The organism is Achromobacter sp. 01N37, from assembly GCF_056399725.1.
Map to the genome: position 1 here is coordinate 96,329 of NZ_JBFTRX010000005.1, position 16,403 is coordinate 112,731.

The following is a 16,403-nucleotide window of genomic DNA, read 5'->3' on the forward strand; positions in this document are numbered from 1 at the left end:
CCAGGCGGTTCACACCTTGGCGTTGGCTTCGATGAAACGGCGCACGGCGGCGACGCTGCATTCCATGACTTCCACGCGTTGCGGCAAGGATTCCAGATTCGCCAGATTGCCCGGCGGCGTGGCAGGACGGCCCAGCGCTTCTTCGATGGTCTCGGAGAACTTGGCCGGCAAGGCGGTTTCCAGGACCAGCATCGGCACGCCTGGCTCGACAAATTCGCGCGCAACCTTCACGCCGTCAGCCGTGTGCGGGTCAACCAGCACGCCGGTTTCTTCGTACACGGAACGAATGGTCGCCAGACGGTCTTCGTGCGAGCTCTGGCCCGACACGAAGCCGTAGCGCGATTCGAATTCCGGCAGCAGGTCGGACAGGTCGAACGAGCCATCCTTGGCCAGCGCGGTCCACAACGCCTTCACGCGGGCGGCGTCGCGGCCGACCAGGTCGAACACGAAACGCTCGAAGTTCGACGCGCGCGAGATGTCCATGGACGGGCTGGACGTGGCGTAGGTTTGCTCGGCCGGACGCGGACGGTAGATACCCGTGCGGAAGAATTCTTCCAGCACGTTGTTCTCGTTCGTGGCCAGCACCAGGCGGCGCACGGGCAGACCCATGCTGCGCGCAATATGGCCCGACAGGATGTTGCCGAAGTTGCCCGAGGGCACGGCGAACGACACCTGCTGGCCCGGCTTGTCGGTGGCGCGCAGCCAGCCGTGGAAGTAGTACACCACCTGGGCCGCAATGCGCGCCCAGTTGATGGAGTTCACCGCGCCCAGGCGGTACTTCGTCTTGAATTCCAGATCGCCCGCCAAGGCCTTGACGATGTCCTGCGCTTCATCGAACACGCCATGCACGGCAATGTTGTGGATGTTTTCGTCTTGCAGCGAATACATCTGCGCGCGCTGGAAAGCGCTCATGCGGCCGTGCGGCGACAGCATGAACACGGCCACGCCCTGCTTGCCGCGCAAGGCGTATTCCGCGGCCGAGCCCGTGTCGCCCGAGGTCGCGCCCACGATGTTCAGCGTGGTGCCGCGCTTGGCCAGCACGTACTCAAAGACCTGGCCCAGGAACTGCATGGCCATGTCTTTGAAAGCCAGCGTCGGCCCTTCGGACAAGCCCAGCAGCGACAGGCCGCCGTCCAGCGGACGCAGCGGGACGATGTCTTCGCTGTTGAAGATCTCTTGCGTGTAGGCCGCGCGCGTCAGGCGGCGCAGGTCTTCTGCGGGAATGTCGGTGGCGAACAGCGACAACACTTCGAACGCCAAGTCCGCGTAGGACAGGCCACGCCAGGATTCGAGCGTCTGCTCGGACACCTGCGGCAGCTGCTCCGGCATGGCCAGGCCGCCATCGGGCGCCAGGCCTTCCAGCAGGATGTCCGAGAATTCCAGGGCGTTCATGCCGCCACGGGTAGAGACGTATTTCATGTCAAGTTCTCCACGCGCAGTCGCGTGACCTTGGACCGCACGAACGGCAGGGACTCGATGCGCTCGATGGCTTGGTTGACGTTGCCTTCCACGGCTTCATGCGTCAGGAAGATGATGTCGGCGCCGCCGATGTGCGACGGCTGCTGAATCATCGACCCGATCGAGATGGAGCGGTCAGCCAGAATGCGGGCGATATCCGCCAGCACGCCGGGCTGATCATCCACGCGCAGGCGCAGGTAGTACGACGTGCTGACCAGTTCGATCGGCAGGATCGGGGTGTCAGACATGGCGTCCGGCTGGAACGCCAGATGCGGCACGCGGTTGCCCGGGTCGGCCGTGTGCAGGCGCGTCACGTCAACCAGGTCGGCAACCACGGCCGATGCGGTGGGCTCTTCGCCCGCGCCCTGGCCGTAGTACAGCGTGGGGCCGACGGCGTCGCCCTTGACCAGCACGGCGTTCATCGCGCCTTCCACGTTGGCCAGCAGGCGCTCGGACGGCACCAGCGCCGGGTGTACGCGCAGCTCGATGCCGTCAGGGCGGCGCTTGGTCACGCCCAGCAGCTTGATGCGATAGCCCAGGCGTTCGGCGTGTTCGATATCTTCGGCGGCCAAATTCGAGATGCCTTCGATGTAGGCGCGGTCGAACTGCACCGGCACGCCGAAGGCCAGCGAGGCCAGCAGCGTCAGCTTGTGCGCGGCGTCCACGCCTTCCACGTCGAACGTCGGGTCGGCTTCGGCGTAGCCCAGGCGCTGGGCTTCGGCCAGCACGTCGGCAAACGGCAGGCCGCGCGAACGCATTTCGGACAGGATGAAGTTGGTGGTGCCGTTGATGATGCCGGCCACCCACTGGATGCGGTTGGCGGTCAGGCCTTCACGGATCGCCTTGATGATCGGGATGCCGCCGGCAACCGCGGCTTCGAACGTGACCATGACGCCACGCTCGTAAGCGGCGGCGAAGATCTCGTTGCCGTGCTTGGCCAGCAGGGCCTTGTTGGCGGTGACGACATGCTTGCCGTTGGCGATGGCTTCCATCACCAGCTCCAGCGCCAGCGTGTCGCCGCCAATCAGCTCAACGACGATATCGATTTCGGGGTCGCGAACCAGCGCGTGCACGTCGGTGTCGACCAGAATCGAGTCGCCCACGCGGGCGCGCGCCTTGGCCACATCGCGCACAGCGGCGCGCGTGACTTCAATGCGGCGGCCAGCGCGGCGTGCAATTTCTTCCGCGTTGCGCGACAGCACGGTCCACGTGCCGCCGCCAACCACGCCGAGTCCGAGCAGGCCCACCTTCATGGGATTCATCGCGCTGCCCTCGGGGCCATGCGAGACGGGTGAGCGTAGGGGGGTATTCATTTCAGCAATCCGTCCTTGCGGAACATATCTTTGATGCCGCGCACCGCTTGGCGGGTGCGCTGCTCGTTTTCGATAAGAGCGAAGCGTACGTAGTCGTCGCCGTACTCGCCGAAGCCGATCCCGGGGGACACGGCTACTTTCGCATCCGACAGGACACGCTTGGCAAATTCCAAAGAGCCCATTGCCCGGTAGGGCTCGGGGATTTGCGCCCAGATATACATGGACGCCTTGGGAATTTCCACATTCCAACCTGCTTCGTGCAGACCGCGCACGAGCACGTCGCGGCGGCTTTGGTACTGGGCCACGATCTCGTTCACGCAATCTTGCGGGCCATCCAGCGCAGCGATGGACGCCACCTGGATCGGCGTGAAGGTACCGTAGTCGTGATAACTCTTGATGCGCGCAAGCGCGTTGACCAGCTCGCGGTTGCCGACCATATAGCCGACGCGCCAGCCCGCCATGTTGTAGCTCTTGCTCATCGTGAAGAACTCGACGGCGACATCGCGCGCGCCGGGCACCTGCATGATGGAAGGGGCCACATAGCCGTCGAACGTGATGTCGGCGTAGGCCAGATCATGCACGACAAGGATATCGTGTTCCTTGGCCAGCGCCACCACGCGTTCAAAGAATGACAGGTCCACGCATTGCGCGGTGGGGTTGCTGGGAAAGCCCAGCACCATCATCTTGGGCTTCGGGAAGGATTCGCGCACGGCGCGCTCCAGTTCCTCGAAGAAATCCACGCCCGGCGTCATGCGCACCGAACGGATGTTGGCGCCGGCGATGACAGCGCCGTAGATGTGAATGGGGTAGCTCGGGTTCGGCACCAGCACGGTGTCGCCGCGGTCCAGCGTGGCCAGCATCAAGTGGGCCAGGCCTTCCTTGGAGCCGATGGTGACAATGGCTTCGGAATCCGGGTCGAACTCTACCGCGTAACGGCGCTGATACCAGTCGCAGATCGCCTTGCGCAAACGCGGGATGCCCTTGGACACCGAGTAGCCGTGGGTGGTCGGACGCGAGGTCGCTTCCACCATCTTGTCGACAATGTGCTTGGGCGTTGCGCCATCCGGATTGCCCATGGACATGTCGATGATGTCCTCGCCCCGCCGACGCGCCGCCATCTTGAGCTCGCCGGTAATGTTGAAAACGTACGGAGGCAATCGCTCGATGCGAGAGAACTTCCTCATGGGGGATCCTTAGGGGTAAAACTCAAGGCTACACGCAGGGGTGACACGTAGGGGTGACAGGCAGGGATGACCCGCAGGGGCTGAACGCCGCGCCCGCACACGTTTGCAGCGCAACAAAACCCTGTAATCTAGCGCAACGACGCCTAGGCGGCAAATGGGGCGGAAAAACCCCCATTTCCCGAGTGGATACTGCGCAACATCAGGTCATCTTGATGCGCTATTATCAAGCCCATAAAGCCGGAGTTTTTATTGAAGCTGCATACCGATCCTGCGACGGCCGCTCTGAACACTGTCACCGCGTACGGTGAGGGTTATATCGAGGTCAACCAGGTACGTTTTTCCTCCTCGGTCGCTTTTGGCCCCGAAGGCGAAGTGTCCGAATGGCCCGTTGAGTCGCCGGCCGACATCACCTCTTCCCTGTTGCATCAGGCGGCCGGCTTAGTCGAGCCCGTCCGCGATCCCATGGCCTTTCTGGACGAACCGGAAGCCAGCCCCAGCCGCCCGGCCAATGCGCCCGAAGTGCTGCTGGTGGGCACGGGCGCCCGGCAACAGTTCCTGCGTCCTGAAGTGCTGCGTCCCCTGTTGACCATGGGCATCGGCGTCGAGATCATGGACACGCACGCCGCCTCTCGCACCTACAACATCCTGATGGCAGAGGGCCGACGCGTGGTCGTGGCCCTCATCCCCCCGAACGGAGAACCCCAGAAATGACGCCCAGTATCGGCAAGCCCGCCCCGATGTTCACCGCTGAAAGCACCATTGGTCCGATCAGCCTGGAACAATGCCAGGGCCGCGCCGTGATCCTGTATTTCTACCCCAAGGACAACACGCCTGGCTGCACCACCGAAAGCCAGGACTTCCGCGACCTGAACGCCGAATTTCTGGCGGCCAGCGCCGTGGTGATTGGAATCTCGCGCGACTCGCTGAAGTCGCATGAGAACTTCAAGGCCAAGTACGAACTTCCTTTCCCGCTCATCTCCGACGCCGACGAAACCGTGTGCAATCTGTTCGGCGTCATCAAGCAGAAGAATATGTACGGCAAGCAGGTGCGCGGTATTGAACGCAGCACCTTTTTGATCGACGCCTATGGCGTGCTGGTGCAGGAGTGGCGCGGGGTGAAGGTCCCGGGTCACGCCAAGGAAGTCCTGCAGGCCGCAAAAAGCATCGGTTAGCTGTACAGGAATACCCGTCAGGCGCTAAGCCGGCCCACCCTGGAGAGTGACGCATATGCCGCTTCCGAAGTTGCCCACCCGTCCCGCAGCCATCCTGACCTTCCCCTCGGGCGAAACCGCCCGGGCGCAGGCCCGCACCACCAAGACCGCCGCTGCGCGGTCCAACACCCAAGCCGTTCTTGCTGACGACGACGAGGACGAGCTTCTCGTCCAGCCCGAACTCGACGGCATGGCGTCTCCGGCCCGCAAGGCGCAGATTCCCGCGCCCGCGCGCCAGGTTCCACCCCCTGCTCCTGCTGCTGCCGCCCCCCGCACGGAAACGCGCCCGGCCAAGCCCGCCCCCGCCAAGCGCGCCAAGCCTCGTGCGCAGAACGAACCGCGCAAGCTGTTTGTTCTGGACACGAACGTGCTGCTGCACGATCCCAGCTCGCTGTTCCGGTTTGAAGAGCACGACATCTTCCTGCCGATGATGACGCTGGAAGAGCTCGACCACCAAAAGAAAGGCATGTCGGAAGTGGCGCGCAACGCGCGTCAGGTCAGCCGTTCGCTGGATGCGCTGGTGCAAGACACCACGCAGCTGGATGAAGGGCTGGAACTTGCCAAGCTGGGCAACAAGGACGCCACCGGCCGTCTGCTGTTCCAGACAACCGCCATCCACAGCACCCTGCCGTCCGACCTGCCCATGGGCAAGGCCGACAACCAGATTCTGGGCGTGGTGCGCGCTTTGCAGGAAAAGTACCCGCAGCGCGAGGTCGTGCTGGTGTCGAAAGACATCAACATGCGCCTGAAGGCGCGCGCGCTGGGTATGGCCGCGGAAGACTACTTCAACGACCACGTCCTGGAAGATTCCGACCTGATGTATTCGGGCGTGATGCAACTGCCCGAAGACTTCTGGAACAAGCACGGCAAGGATGTCGAATCCTGGCAGCAAGGCGGCACCACCTTCTACCGCATCCATGGCCCGCTGTGCTCGCAGTTTGTCGTCAACCAGTTCGTCTACTTTGAAGGCCAGATGCCGCTGTACGCGCAAGTGCGCGAAGTCAGCGGCAAGATGGCGGTGCTGGCGACCTTGCGCGACTACACCCACGGCAAGAACAATGTCTGGGGCATCACGGCGCGCAACCGCGAGCAAAACTTCGCCATGAACCTGCTGATGAACCCGGAGTGCGACTTCGTCTCGCTGCTGGGTCAGGCAGGCACCGGCAAGACACTGCTGGCGCTGGCGGCGGGCATCACGCAGGTGCTGGAAACCAAGCGCTATACCGAGATCATCATGACCCGCGTCACGGTGCCTGTCGGTGAAGACATCGGTTTCCTGCCCGGCACGGAAGAAGAAAAGATGCTGCCCTGGATGGGCGCGCTGGAAGACAACCTGGATGTGCTCAACATGGGCGAAGGCGAAGGCAACGGGGACTGGGGCCGCGCCGCCACCATGGACCTGATTCGTTCGCGCATCAAGGTCAAGTCGTTGAACTTCATGCGCGGCCGCACCTTCCTGAACAAGTACCTGATCATCGACGAAGCGCAGAACCTGACGCCCAAGCAGATGAAGACGCTGGTGACCCGCGCGGGCCCCGGCACCAAGGTGATCTGCCTGGGCAACGTCGCCCAGATCGATACGCCGTATCTGACCGAAGGCAGTTCGGGCCTGACGTTCGTCGTCGACCGCTTCAAGGGCTGGCCGCATTCGGGCCACGTCACCTTGCAGCGCGGCGAACGTTCGCGCCTGGCCGACTATGCGGGGGATGTGCTGTAAAGCACGGTTCTGCTTCGCATAAAAAAAGCCCCTTGATTGCTCAAGGGGCTTTTTCTTGCCTGAACACAACGACGCCGGGGATTACTTGTCGGCCGCGTTGGTGATGGCATTGCCGGCCCGGGACATATCCTTTCCCATGCCCGCAACGGTATTGCAACCGGCGAGCACGAATCCGAATACGACGAAGGCGGTCAGCACGATCTTGCCGCGCATGCTGTCAACTCCTGAACAAAATAGTGAAACGGGACTGTCTGGCGTCAGACGATCTGCACGCGCAGTTCGCCCAGGCCTTCGACACCACCCGTGATGACGTCACCCTGCACCACCGCGCCCACGCCTTCGGGGGTGCCGGTGAAGATGATGTCGCCCGGTTGCAGTTCGAACAGGCCCGACAGATAGGAAATGCTCTCCGGAATGTTCCACAGCATCTGCGAAATGTCGCTGGACTGCTTGCGCTGGCCGTTCACGTCGAGCCAGATCGCGCCCTTGTCGAGCGTGCCCACGACGCTGCGCGGGTGGATCGGGCCCATCGGCGCGGATTGATCGAACGCCTTGCCGATTTCCCAGGGGCGGCCCTGCTTCTTCATTTCGCCTTGCAGGTCGCGGCGGGTCATGTCCAGACCCAGCGCGTAGCCCCACACGCAGTCGTTGGCTTCTTCGACGGGAATGTCGCGGCCGCCCTTGCCCAGCACCACGACCAGTTCCATCTCGTAGTGCAGATTGGAGGTCTTGGGCGGATAGGCCATCTTGCCGGTTTCACCGTCGGCCACGCTCAGCACGGCGTCCGCCGGCTTGCAGAAAAAGAACGGATCTTCACGGCCGGTGAAGCCCATTTCCTTGGCGTGCTCGGCGTAGTTGCGGCCGACGCAGTACACGCGGCGCACCGGGAACAGCGCGGCGCTACCGGCAACAGGGGCCGCCACGGGCGGCTGGGGAGGCAATACGTAGTCCATGAGTGATCAACCTATGACAGATACGTGAAAAATCATCCGCGAGTTTATCCCTTTCCGGGAGGAACGCGCTGCGCTGTTTTGTTCAGGAAAACGTAGGGATATCCCCGTCAAAAACCACCAGGCGTTCGATGAAGTTTGCCATATAGGCCTTCATTTCCTGGTGCGCGGGCGAGACCTGGTAGCGGTCATGCGCCGGGCCGTCAGCAAAGGCCGCTACCACGGCGTGGGTCAGCCCGTCGGCGCGGCTGGCCTGGTTGGGCCGGAACGCGTAGCCCGCCACCCCCTCGCATTCGGCAAGGATGCGGTCGCAATAACCTTGGACGCGCGCATGGAATTGGGCGTCGGCGGCGGCCGACAGTTGCAACATCACGACATGCAGAAACATCAGGACTCCTTTTTCACGCGGGTCGCGGCAAGCCAGGCACGCGACACCAACCCCATCATGCCGTCTCGAAACAGCAGCACGCACAAGACGAAGATCACGCCCTGGACAATCAGTACCCAGGAACCCAGCGGCGCCAGATAGTTCTGCAGCGACACAAAGGTGAATGCCCCCACCAGCGGGCCGAACACCGTGCCGATACCCCCCAGCAGCGCCATCAGCACTACCTCGCCATTGGCGTGCCAGTGCACGTCCGTCAGCGAGGCCACGCCGAACACCAGCACCTTCAGCCCGCCCGCCAGACCCGCCACCGAGGCCGACAGCGTGAACGCCAGCAGCTTGTAGCGCGACGTCGAATACCCCAACGAGCGCGCGCGCTGCTCGTTATCGCGCACAGACCGGATCACTTCGCCAAAGGGAGAATTCAGCACACGCAGCACGAAGGCGTAGCCCAGCGCAAAGACGGCCAGCGTGAAGTAGTACATCGGCATCACGCCTTCCAGGTCGATCAGGCCAAACAGCTTGCCGCGCGGCACGCTCTGCAAGCCGTCTTCGCCGCCCGTGAACCCAGCCTGCACGGCAATGAAGTAAACCAGCTGCGACAGCGCCAGCGTGATCATCGCGAAGTAGATGCCCTGGCGCCGGATGGCGATGGCGCCGAACAGCAGCCCCAGCAGTCCGCCCGTCAACACGCCCGCCAACAGCCCCAGTTCGGGCGTGGCGCCCAGCAGCTTCATCACGATGCCCGTGGCGTAGGCGGCCGCGCCAAAGAACGCCGCATGGCCAAACGACAGCAGGCCCACATACCCCACCAGCAGGTTGAACGCCGCCGCAAAAAGCGCGAAGCACAGCACCTTCATCAGGAACGTCGGGTACACGAACCACGGCGCGGCCAACGCCACGACGGCCAGCACCGCCATGGCGATACGCATCGCGCGCCGGCTCAGTTGCACGGGCTCGCGCGTGGCTTCGGCGGCCAGCACGTTCTGCACTTGCAGTGGCTTGCCGAACAGGCCCGCCGGCTTGCACAGCAGCACCAGCACCATGATGATGAAGATCGCCAGATTCGCGGCCTCGGGATAGAACACCTTGGTCAGGCCTTCGATGATGCCCAGCCCGAAGCCGCTGACGATGGCCCCCATGATGGAGCCCATGCCGCCGATCACAACCACGGCGAACACCACCACCACCAGGTTCGACCCCATCATCGGGCTGACCTGATAGATGGGCGCCGCGATCACGCCCGCCACCGAGGCCAGCGCCACGCCCAGCGCGTAGGTCAGCGTGATCAGCAGCGGCACGTTGATGCCGAAGGAACGCACGATGGTCGGGTTCTCGGTCGCCGCGCGCAGCATGGCGCCCACGCGCGTTTTCTCGATCAGCACCCACACCGCCAGGCACAGCACCAGCGACACCGCCACCGCCCAACCGCGATACCAGGGCAGGAACATGAAGCCCAGGTTCACGCCACCGCTCAGCGCCTTGGGAATGATGTACGGCAGGCCCGACACGCCATAGGCCTGCCGCAACGCGCCCTCGATCAACAAGGCGATGCCAAACGTCAGCAGCAAGCCGTACAGGTGATCCATGCGATACGTGCGCGAGATCAGCAAACGCTCGACCACCACCGCGAACACCGCCATGATCAGCGGCACCAGCACCAGTGCGGCCCAGTAGTTCACGCCCAGATAGTTCAGCAGCATCCAGGCAAGAAACGCGCCCGCCGTGTACTGCGCGCCATGGGCGAAGTTGATGATGTTCAACAGGCCGAAAATCACCGCCAGCCCGATCGAGAGCAAGGCGTAGAACGAACCGTTGATCAGGCCAAGCAGGAGCTGGCCGAACAGTGCCGTGGACGGCACACCGAAAATTTCGAACACAGGCCTTCTCCTCTCAGACGCCCAGACGGCGCGCGATCCGGGCAGGATCGCGGCGCGCCTCATCCGCCGACAACTGGTCGACCACGCAACCGTGCTCCATGACGTAATGGCGGTCCGCCACCTTGGTCGCGAAGCGGAAGTTCTGCTCGACCAGCACGATGGTGAAGCCCCGCTCTTTGAGCGTGCGGATGGCCTGCCCGATCTGCTGCACGATGACCGGCGCCAGGCCTTCGGTGGGTTCGTCCAGCAAGATCAGTTGGGCGCCCGTGCGCAGGATGCGCGCAATCGCCAGCATCTGCTGTTCGCCGCCCGACAGGTTGCCGCCCGAGCTGTCGCTGCGTTCGCGCAGGTTCGGAAACAGCGTGTAGATCTCGTCCAGCGACATGCCGCCTGCCGCCAGGCGCGGCGGCAGCATCAGGTTTTCGGTCACGCTCAGGCTGCGGAACACCGCCCGTTCTTCGGGGCAATACACCACGCCCAGACGCGGGATACGATGCGGCGCCATGCCCACGGTTTCCTGTCCGTTCAGCCGGATCGAGCCGCGCCGTTTGTCCAGGATGCCCATGATGGCGCGCAGCGTCGTCGTCTTGCCCGCGCCGTTGCGGCCCAGGATGGTGACGAGTTCGCCCCGGTTCACATCAATGTCCACGCCATGCAGCACATGGGATTCGCCATACCAGGCGTTGAGGTCTTTGATTGCCAGCATCTCAGTGCGCCTCCTCGTCCGAGCCCATGTAGGCGGTGATGACGCGCTCATCGCGCGACACCGCGGCGTAGTCGCCTTGCGCCAGCACGGCGCCGCGCGCCAATACGGTGATGGTGTCGGACAGATCGGCCACAACGGACAGGTTGTGCTCCACCATCAGGATGCTGCGATTCACCGACACCCGCCGGATCAGCGCGGCGATACGAGCGACGTCTTCCTGCCCCAGGCCCGCCATGGGTTCATCCAGCAGCATGATTTCGGGTTCCAGCGCCAGCGTCATCGCAATTTCCAGCGCGCGCTTGCGCCCATACGGCAACAGCGCCGCCGTGGTGCTGGCCAGGTTCGCCAGGCCCACCGCGTCCAGCAGTTCCATGGCGCGATCGTTCAGGCGATCCACGCTGCGCCGGCTGCGCCAGAAGCGCAGCCCGTCGCCATGCTGGCGCATCAGCGCCACGCGCATGTTCTGCAGCACGGTCAGGCCCAGGAACACGGCCGAAATCTGGAACGAGCGGACGATGCCCAGCCGCGCGATCTCTTCCGGCGCCAACGCCGTGATGTCGCGTCCGCGGTAGTGAATGACGCCCGCGTCCGGCGTCAGAAATTTGGTCAGCAGATTGAAGCAGGTGGTTTTGCCCGCGCCATTGGGGCCAATCAGCGCATGGATAGAGCCTTCCTGCAGGGCAAGGGTCACGCCGTCGACGGCATTGAAGCCGCCGAACCGCTTGACCAGCCCCTGTGCGGATAAAACCGCTTGGGTGCTTGAGGTCATGGCGGGGTTCCTTACATGCGGGCCAGCAGGCCGCCGTCGATCGCCAGGACATGCCCGTTGACGAACGACGCGCCCGGCGACGCCAGGTAGACCACAGCGGGGGCAATGTCTTCGGGTGTCGCCCAGCGGCCGACCGGCACGGACGTCGACAGGAACGACTGGAACTGCGGATTGTCCTGCAAGCCCTGCGTGAAATCCGTGCGCACGAATCCCGGCGCCAGGGCATTGCACGTGACGCCGCTGGCACCGTATTCAACGGCCAGCGCACGCGTGAACGCGGCAATCGCGCCCTTGGCGGTCGCGTAAGCGGCGATGTTCGGCATGGTGGCCTGACCCGCCACGGACGACATCAGCACAATGCGGCCGAAGCCCCGCTTGCCCATGCCGGGCAAGACGGCGCGCGCGCAATGGAACGCGCCGTTCACGTGAACGTTTTGCAGCGCCTGCCATTCGGCGGGCGTCATGTCGACCACCGCTTTGCGATTCTGATTGCCGGCGTTGCTGACCAGCACGTCGATGAACAGGCCGGCCTCTTCCAGCTGGCTCACGGCTGCGGCCACGGCGGCGGCATCGGCCACATCAAAAGGCGATGCATGCGCCGTGATGCCGTCACCCGCCAGCCGCGCGCAAGCAGCATCGCAAGCGTCCTGCGACAGGTCGTTGACCACCACCTGCGCCCCCGCGCGGCCCAAGGCCTGCGCAATGGCGTAACCCAATCCCCTGGCCGCGCCCGTCACCAGCGCGACGCGTCCCGCCAGACCAAATGTCTGATCCAGATAGTCGTGTTTCAAGCTTGTCTCCTTGTCTTATATGCACCGGATCTCTAGGCCCGGCCTGTGTCGTCCCTGCTTTCCAGATGCAAAAACAAAGTTGACATCAATCTCAATATACGCGACTATTTTTAAACACTCAATAACAAGATTTTTGCTTTTTCTTCCATAACGAGTTCTGGCTAGGAGACATTCATGGCCCTCGAAACCCCCGGCTGCCCTGCGGCCAACGCGCTGCCGCCGCTGGCCTCACGCTTCCTGAAAGTGGCTGATCTGCCCTGGAAACCCACGCAGGTGGAAGGCATCGACATGAAGGTGCTGATGCAGGACAAGGAATCCGGCCTGCTCACCGCGCTGTTTCGCTGGCAGCCCGGCACGGAACTGCCTTTGCATGAACACGTTGAAGTCGAACAGACCTACGTCCTGGAAGGCTCCATCGTGGACGCCGAAGGCGAGGTCTGCGCGGGCGACTACGTTTGGCGCCCCCGCGGCAATCAACACGTGGCGCGCGCGCCCAACGGCGCGCTGGTGCTCAGCTTTTTCCTGAAACCCAATCTGTTTATCGACGCTTACGCCGGCCAGACGCTGGAGTAAGTCCGCCTGCCCCGGCAGGATTCGGCTTGAATCCGCAAGACCGCATGACCGCCCGGCACAGGGCGGCGCGCAAAAGAACCAAGACCCCCAAGGAGACACCCCCATGAAGACCCGTTTCAAGAACAGCCTTGCCGCCTGCGTGCTGGGCGCCGTATCCCYGCCCGCCATGGCGCAGGTGTCCGATGATGTCGTGAAGATCGGCGTGCTTGGCGATCAGTCCGGCATGATGGCGGACCTGTCCGGCAAGTTTGGCGTGGAAGCCGTGAAGATGGCCGTCGAAGATTTCGGCGGCACCGTACTGGGCAAGCCCATTGAAGTGATCTCGGCCGACCACCAGAACAAGGTGGACATCGGGGTATCCATTGCGCGCCGCTGGTACGAGAACGACAAAGTGGACCTGATTCTGGACGTGCCCAATTCGGCTATCGCCCTGGCCGTGCAGGACCTGACCCGCCAGATGAAGCGTGTCGTCATCTTCACCAGCGCGGGTTCGGCCGACCTGACGGGCAAAGCGTGTTCGCCCAACGGCATGCACTGGACGTACGACACCTACGCCTATGCCACCGGGGTGGCCAACGGCGTGATGGAAGACGGCGGCAAGAGCTGGTACTTCATCACGTCCGATTACGCCTTCGGCCACTCGCTGGAACGCGACGCGATGGCGGTGGTGAAAGCCAAGGGCGGGCAAGTGGTGGGCAGTGTGCGCCACCCCATCGCCAGCTCGGACTTCTCGTCGTTCCTGTTGCAGGCGCAAGCTTCCAAGGCGCAGGTGATCGGCCTGGCCAACGGCAGCGGCGACACCATCAACAGCATCAAACAGGCATTTGAATTCGGCATCATGGGCAGCAAGCAGCGCGTGGCCGCGCTCTTCATGAGCATCGTCGATGTGCGCAGCGTGGGGCTGGAATACGCGCAGGGGCTGAATCTGGTCGAACCGTTCTATTGGGACCAGGACGACCGCGCGCGGCAATGGTCCGAACGCTACTTCAAGCGCACGGGGCGCATGCCGTCGATGGTGCAGGCCAGCAACTACAGCGCCGCCATGCACTACCTGAACGCGGTCAAGGCTGCCGGCACGGACGCGTCCGAACCCGTGTTGAAGAAAATGCACGAGACGCCCATCAACGATTTCATGACCGAAAACGGCCGTATCCGTGAAGATGGCCGCGTCATGCGCGACCTGTATCTGTTCCAGGTCAAGAAGCCATCGGAGTCCAAGCGCGACTGGGACTACTACAACCTGGTGCGCAAGATTCCCGCCGAACAGGCGTTCCGCCCGCTGAAGGACGGCGGCTGCTCGCTGGTGAAGTCGTGATGGACGGCGCGCTTGCACTGCTGGCCGGCAAGCGCGCCGTTGTCACCGGGGGCGCAAACCCCCGGGGCATCGGCGCGGCGGTGGTGGACCTGTTTTTGGCGCACGGCGCCACGGTGGCGGTTCTGGACTACGCCTACCCCGAGGGCGGCGCGGGCGTGCTTGCCAACGGCCGTGTCGACCTGCACTGCGACGTGTCGCGCGGTGTCTCTTGCGAGGCCGCGATCGAGCAAGCCCGCTTGGCGCTGGGCGGSATCGATGTGCTGGTCAATAACGCGGGCATCGTTGCCGCCACGCGCATCTGGGACCTGCCCGAAGACGAGTTCCGCCGCATGATCGACGTCAACCTGACCGGCACCTACAACGTCACGCACGCGGCGCTGCCCGCCCTGCTGGAAAGCACGCGGCGCCCGGCCATCGTGAACCTGGGCTCCACCGCGGCGCTGCGCGGCGGCGGGCTGCTGGGCGGTTCGCACTACGCGGCATCCAAGGGCGGCGTCATCAGTTTCACCAAGGCCCTGGCGCGCGAATTGGGCCCCCGAGGCATCCGCGCCAACTGCGTCGCCCCCGGCATTATCGAAACGGACATGACGCTGGGGAAATTCGGCGAAAATTGGGAACAAGAACTCAAACAGGGCATTCCACTGCAACGTTTCGGCTCGCCCGCCGAGGTTGCCCAGGCCATCGTTTTCCTGGCCTCGGACCTGTCCTCTTATTCAACCGGCATCGTGGTCGACGTCAACGGCGGCTTCCACATTCACTAGGCACACCCAGAAGCAATGAGCACTCCCGATCGCATGCTGTCCATACTCGACCTCTTTCGCGACGACACCACCGCCGCGTTCCAGGAGGACGTCATGGCGCATCTGGAGTGCTCGCGCGCCACGGCCTACCGCTATCTGAAGTCGCTGACCGAAAGCGGCCTGCTGGCGCCAACCGCCGGCGGCGCCTATGTGCTGGGTTCCCGCATCATCGAACTGGACCGCCACCTGCGCCAGCACGATCCGCTGATGCGCGCCGCGCGCGAGGTCATGCGCGCAACCGGCGACGAACTCCATGCCAACCTGATGCTGTGCAGCTATTACGGCGACAAGGTCATGTGCGTGGACCGCTACTGGACCGACCATTCCATCGAATCCAGCTACGCTCGCGGCCGTCCGTTCCCGATGTTTCGCGGCGCCACGGCCAAGCCCATCCTGGCCAACCTGCCGCCTTACCAGTTGCGCAACCTGATGCTGTGGCACGCGGCCGAAATCCGCGAAGCCGGCCTGGGCGATGACTGGGATGCGTTCCGCGCCAACCTGAAACGGCTGCGCACGGCGGGGGTGTGCGTCTCGCATGGCGAGGTCGACCGCGGCTTGATGGGCATCGGCGCGGCGATTTTCAGCCCCGAACAAAAGGTGGTCGGCAGTTTGGTGTTCATTGCGGCCCAAGCGCACACGTCGCCTGAACGGCTGGACGTGCTGCAAGCCCGCATCCAGGTCGCCGCCGCCGAGGTCTCGCAAAACTTGCAGGCCCCACAAAGCAACGGCGCGGCGGCGATCGGCATCATGCCGTCGCGGCCGCGCCGCATCAAGGCGCCGGCCGGTTCGACACCGGCGCGGCCCAAAGCCTGATCAGGCCTTGTTGTAGCGTTCGACGCTGCTCACGATTTCTGCGTGAGCGGCATCAACGCCCTTCCAGCCCTTGACCTTGACCCACTTGCCCTTTTCCAGGTCCTTGTAGTGCTSGAAGAAGTGCTGGATACGCGCGACGTCTTCGGTCGGCAGATCTTCGTAGGACTTGATGTTGCGGTAGGGGGGGTACAGCTTTTCGATCGGCACGGCCAACAGCTTGGCGTCGCCGCCCGACTCGTCGTCCATTTCCAGCACGCCGATGGCGCGGCAGCGCACGACGGCGCCGATCTGGATCGGGAACGGGGTCAGGACCAGCACGTCGGCGGGGTCACCGTCGTCCGACAGGGTTTGCGGGATGTAGCCGTAGTTGCACGGGTAGTGCATGGCGGTCAGCATGAAGCGGTCAACGAAAATCGCGCCCGTGTCCTTGTCGACCTCGTACTTGACCGGGTCGGCGTTCATGGGGATTTCGATGATGACGTTGAAGTCTTCCGGCAGCTTCTTGCCAGGGGAGACGCGATCAAGACTCATGATTCAA

18 protein-coding genes are annotated in these 16,403 nt (G+C 63.7%); 7 read left to right on the forward strand and 11 right to left on the reverse strand.

Annotated features, from left to right (window positions below):
* Positions 1–9: 9 nt before the first annotated feature.
* From thrC to alaC, 3 genes are read right to left on the reverse strand one after another with little or no spacing between them, the layout of a single operon-like run.
* On the reverse strand, positions 10–1,419 hold the full coding sequence (thrC, locus tag AC1DSJ_RS11960; RefSeq protein ID WP_054423459.1) for a threonine synthase: 1,410 nt from the start codon (positions 1,417–1,419) through the stop codon (positions 10–12).
* Positions 1,416–2,720, reverse strand: coding sequence for a homoserine dehydrogenase (locus AC1DSJ_RS11965; protein WP_054423463.1), 1,305 nt, complete (start codon positions 2,718–2,720; stop codon positions 1,416–1,418). The genes thrC and AC1DSJ_RS11965 overlap by 4 nt, the downstream gene beginning before the upstream one ends.
* A gap of 47 nt (positions 2,721–2,767) precedes the next feature.
* Positions 2,768–3,955 carry an alanine transaminase gene (gene alaC / locus AC1DSJ_RS11970; RefSeq protein WP_175169728.1) on the reverse strand — a complete coding sequence of 396 codons (1,188 nt, stop codon included), beginning with the start codon at positions 3,953–3,955 and terminating at the stop codon, positions 2,768–2,770.
* 249 nt (positions 3,956–4,204) lie between these two features.
* Here alaC and AC1DSJ_RS11975 point away from each other — a divergent pair, with 249 nt between their 5' ends.
* Genes AC1DSJ_RS11975 through AC1DSJ_RS11985 form a run of 3 tightly spaced genes read left to right on the forward strand, consistent with a single transcriptional unit; the run spans position 4,205 to position 6,883 of the window.
* Positions 4,205–4,666 carry an Mth938-like domain-containing protein gene (locus AC1DSJ_RS11975; protein WP_054423467.1) on the forward strand — a complete coding sequence of 154 codons (462 nt, stop codon included), beginning with the start codon at positions 4,205–4,207 and terminating at the stop codon, positions 4,664–4,666.
* Positions 4,663–5,127: a peroxiredoxin gene (locus AC1DSJ_RS11980; RefSeq protein ID WP_054423469.1), complete on the forward strand. Its 465-nt coding sequence runs from the start codon at positions 4,663–4,665 to the stop codon at positions 5,125–5,127. Before AC1DSJ_RS11975 ends, AC1DSJ_RS11980 begins: the two co-directional genes overlap by 4 nt.
* A gap of 55 nt (positions 5,128–5,182) precedes the next feature.
* Positions 5,183–6,883, forward strand: a complete 1,701-nt coding sequence (locus tag AC1DSJ_RS11985) for a PhoH family protein (protein ID WP_054423471.1) — start codon at positions 5,183–5,185, stop codon at positions 6,881–6,883.
* An 81-nt stretch (positions 6,884–6,964) separates the two neighbouring features.
* Here AC1DSJ_RS11985 and AC1DSJ_RS11990 read toward each other — a convergent pair whose 3' ends face one another.
* The 7 genes from AC1DSJ_RS11990 to AC1DSJ_RS12020 all read right to left on the reverse strand — a co-directional run bounded on the left by AC1DSJ_RS11990 (position 6,965) and on the right by AC1DSJ_RS12020 (position 12,364).
* Positions 6,965–7,096 carry an entericidin A/B family lipoprotein gene (locus AC1DSJ_RS11990; protein WP_008164311.1) on the reverse strand — a complete coding sequence of 44 codons (132 nt, stop codon included), beginning with the start codon at positions 7,094–7,096 and terminating at the stop codon, positions 6,965–6,967.
* A 44-nt stretch (positions 7,097–7,140) separates the two neighbouring features.
* Positions 7,141–7,836 (reverse strand): fumarylacetoacetate hydrolase family protein, encoded by a 696-nt coding sequence (locus tag AC1DSJ_RS11995; RefSeq protein WP_054423472.1) that lies wholly within the window; start codon positions 7,834–7,836, stop codon positions 7,141–7,143.
* 82 nt (positions 7,837–7,918) lie between these two features.
* Positions 7,919–8,221 (reverse strand): Dabb family protein, encoded by a 303-nt coding sequence (locus AC1DSJ_RS12000; protein WP_175169727.1) that lies wholly within the window; start codon positions 8,219–8,221, stop codon positions 7,919–7,921.
* Positions 8,221–10,098 carry an ABC transporter permease gene (locus tag AC1DSJ_RS12005; RefSeq protein ID WP_441370708.1) on the reverse strand — a complete coding sequence of 626 codons (1,878 nt, stop codon included), beginning with the start codon at positions 10,096–10,098 and terminating at the stop codon, positions 8,221–8,223. The genes AC1DSJ_RS12000 and AC1DSJ_RS12005 overlap by 1 nt, the downstream gene beginning before the upstream one ends.
* 13 nt (positions 10,099–10,111) lie before the next feature.
* Positions 10,112–10,804, reverse strand: coding sequence for an ABC transporter ATP-binding protein (locus AC1DSJ_RS12010; RefSeq protein ID WP_054423479.1), 693 nt, complete (start codon positions 10,802–10,804; stop codon positions 10,112–10,114).
* Between the two features lies 1 nt (position 10,805).
* Entirely contained in the window at positions 10,806–11,573 is a 768-nt protein-coding gene (locus AC1DSJ_RS12015; protein WP_342067497.1) for an ABC transporter ATP-binding protein, read from the reverse strand.
* Positions 11,574–11,584: 11 nt separating this feature from the next.
* A complete protein-coding gene (locus AC1DSJ_RS12020; protein ID WP_054423483.1) occupies positions 11,585–12,364 on the reverse strand; it encodes an SDR family NAD(P)-dependent oxidoreductase in 780 nt (259 codons plus the stop codon).
* Between the two features lie 174 nt (positions 12,365–12,538).
* Between AC1DSJ_RS12020 and AC1DSJ_RS12025 the strand changes: the two genes are divergently transcribed.
* The 4 genes from AC1DSJ_RS12025 to AC1DSJ_RS12040 all read left to right on the forward strand — a co-directional run bounded on the left by AC1DSJ_RS12025 (position 12,539) and on the right by AC1DSJ_RS12040 (position 15,865).
* The gene (locus AC1DSJ_RS12025; protein ID WP_054423485.1) at positions 12,539–12,937 is read left to right on the forward strand and encodes a cupin domain-containing protein; all 399 of its coding nucleotides are present in this window, start codon (positions 12,539–12,541) and stop codon (positions 12,935–12,937) included.
* Between the two features lie 103 nt (positions 12,938–13,040).
* Positions 13,041–14,252 carry an ABC transporter substrate-binding protein gene (locus tag AC1DSJ_RS12030; protein ID WP_476760310.1) on the forward strand — a complete coding sequence of 404 codons (1,212 nt, stop codon included), beginning with the start codon at positions 13,041–13,043 and terminating at the stop codon, positions 14,250–14,252.
* Positions 14,252–15,013, forward strand: a complete 762-nt coding sequence (locus AC1DSJ_RS12035) for an SDR family NAD(P)-dependent oxidoreductase (RefSeq protein WP_441370706.1) — start codon at positions 14,252–14,254, stop codon at positions 15,011–15,013. The genes AC1DSJ_RS12030 and AC1DSJ_RS12035 overlap by 1 nt, the downstream gene beginning before the upstream one ends.
* Positions 15,014–15,028: 15 nt before the next feature.
* Complete coding sequence (locus AC1DSJ_RS12040) at positions 15,029–15,865, forward strand: IclR family transcriptional regulator (RefSeq protein ID WP_441370705.1); 837 nt, start codon at positions 15,029–15,031, stop codon at positions 15,863–15,865.
* On the opposite strand, the gene ppa is transcribed toward AC1DSJ_RS12040, so the two are convergent.
* On the reverse strand, positions 15,866–16,396 hold the full coding sequence (ppa, locus tag AC1DSJ_RS12045) for an inorganic diphosphatase (protein WP_476760311.1): 531 nt from the start codon (positions 16,394–16,396) through the stop codon (positions 15,866–15,868).
* Positions 16,397–16,403 lie beyond the last annotated feature (7 nt).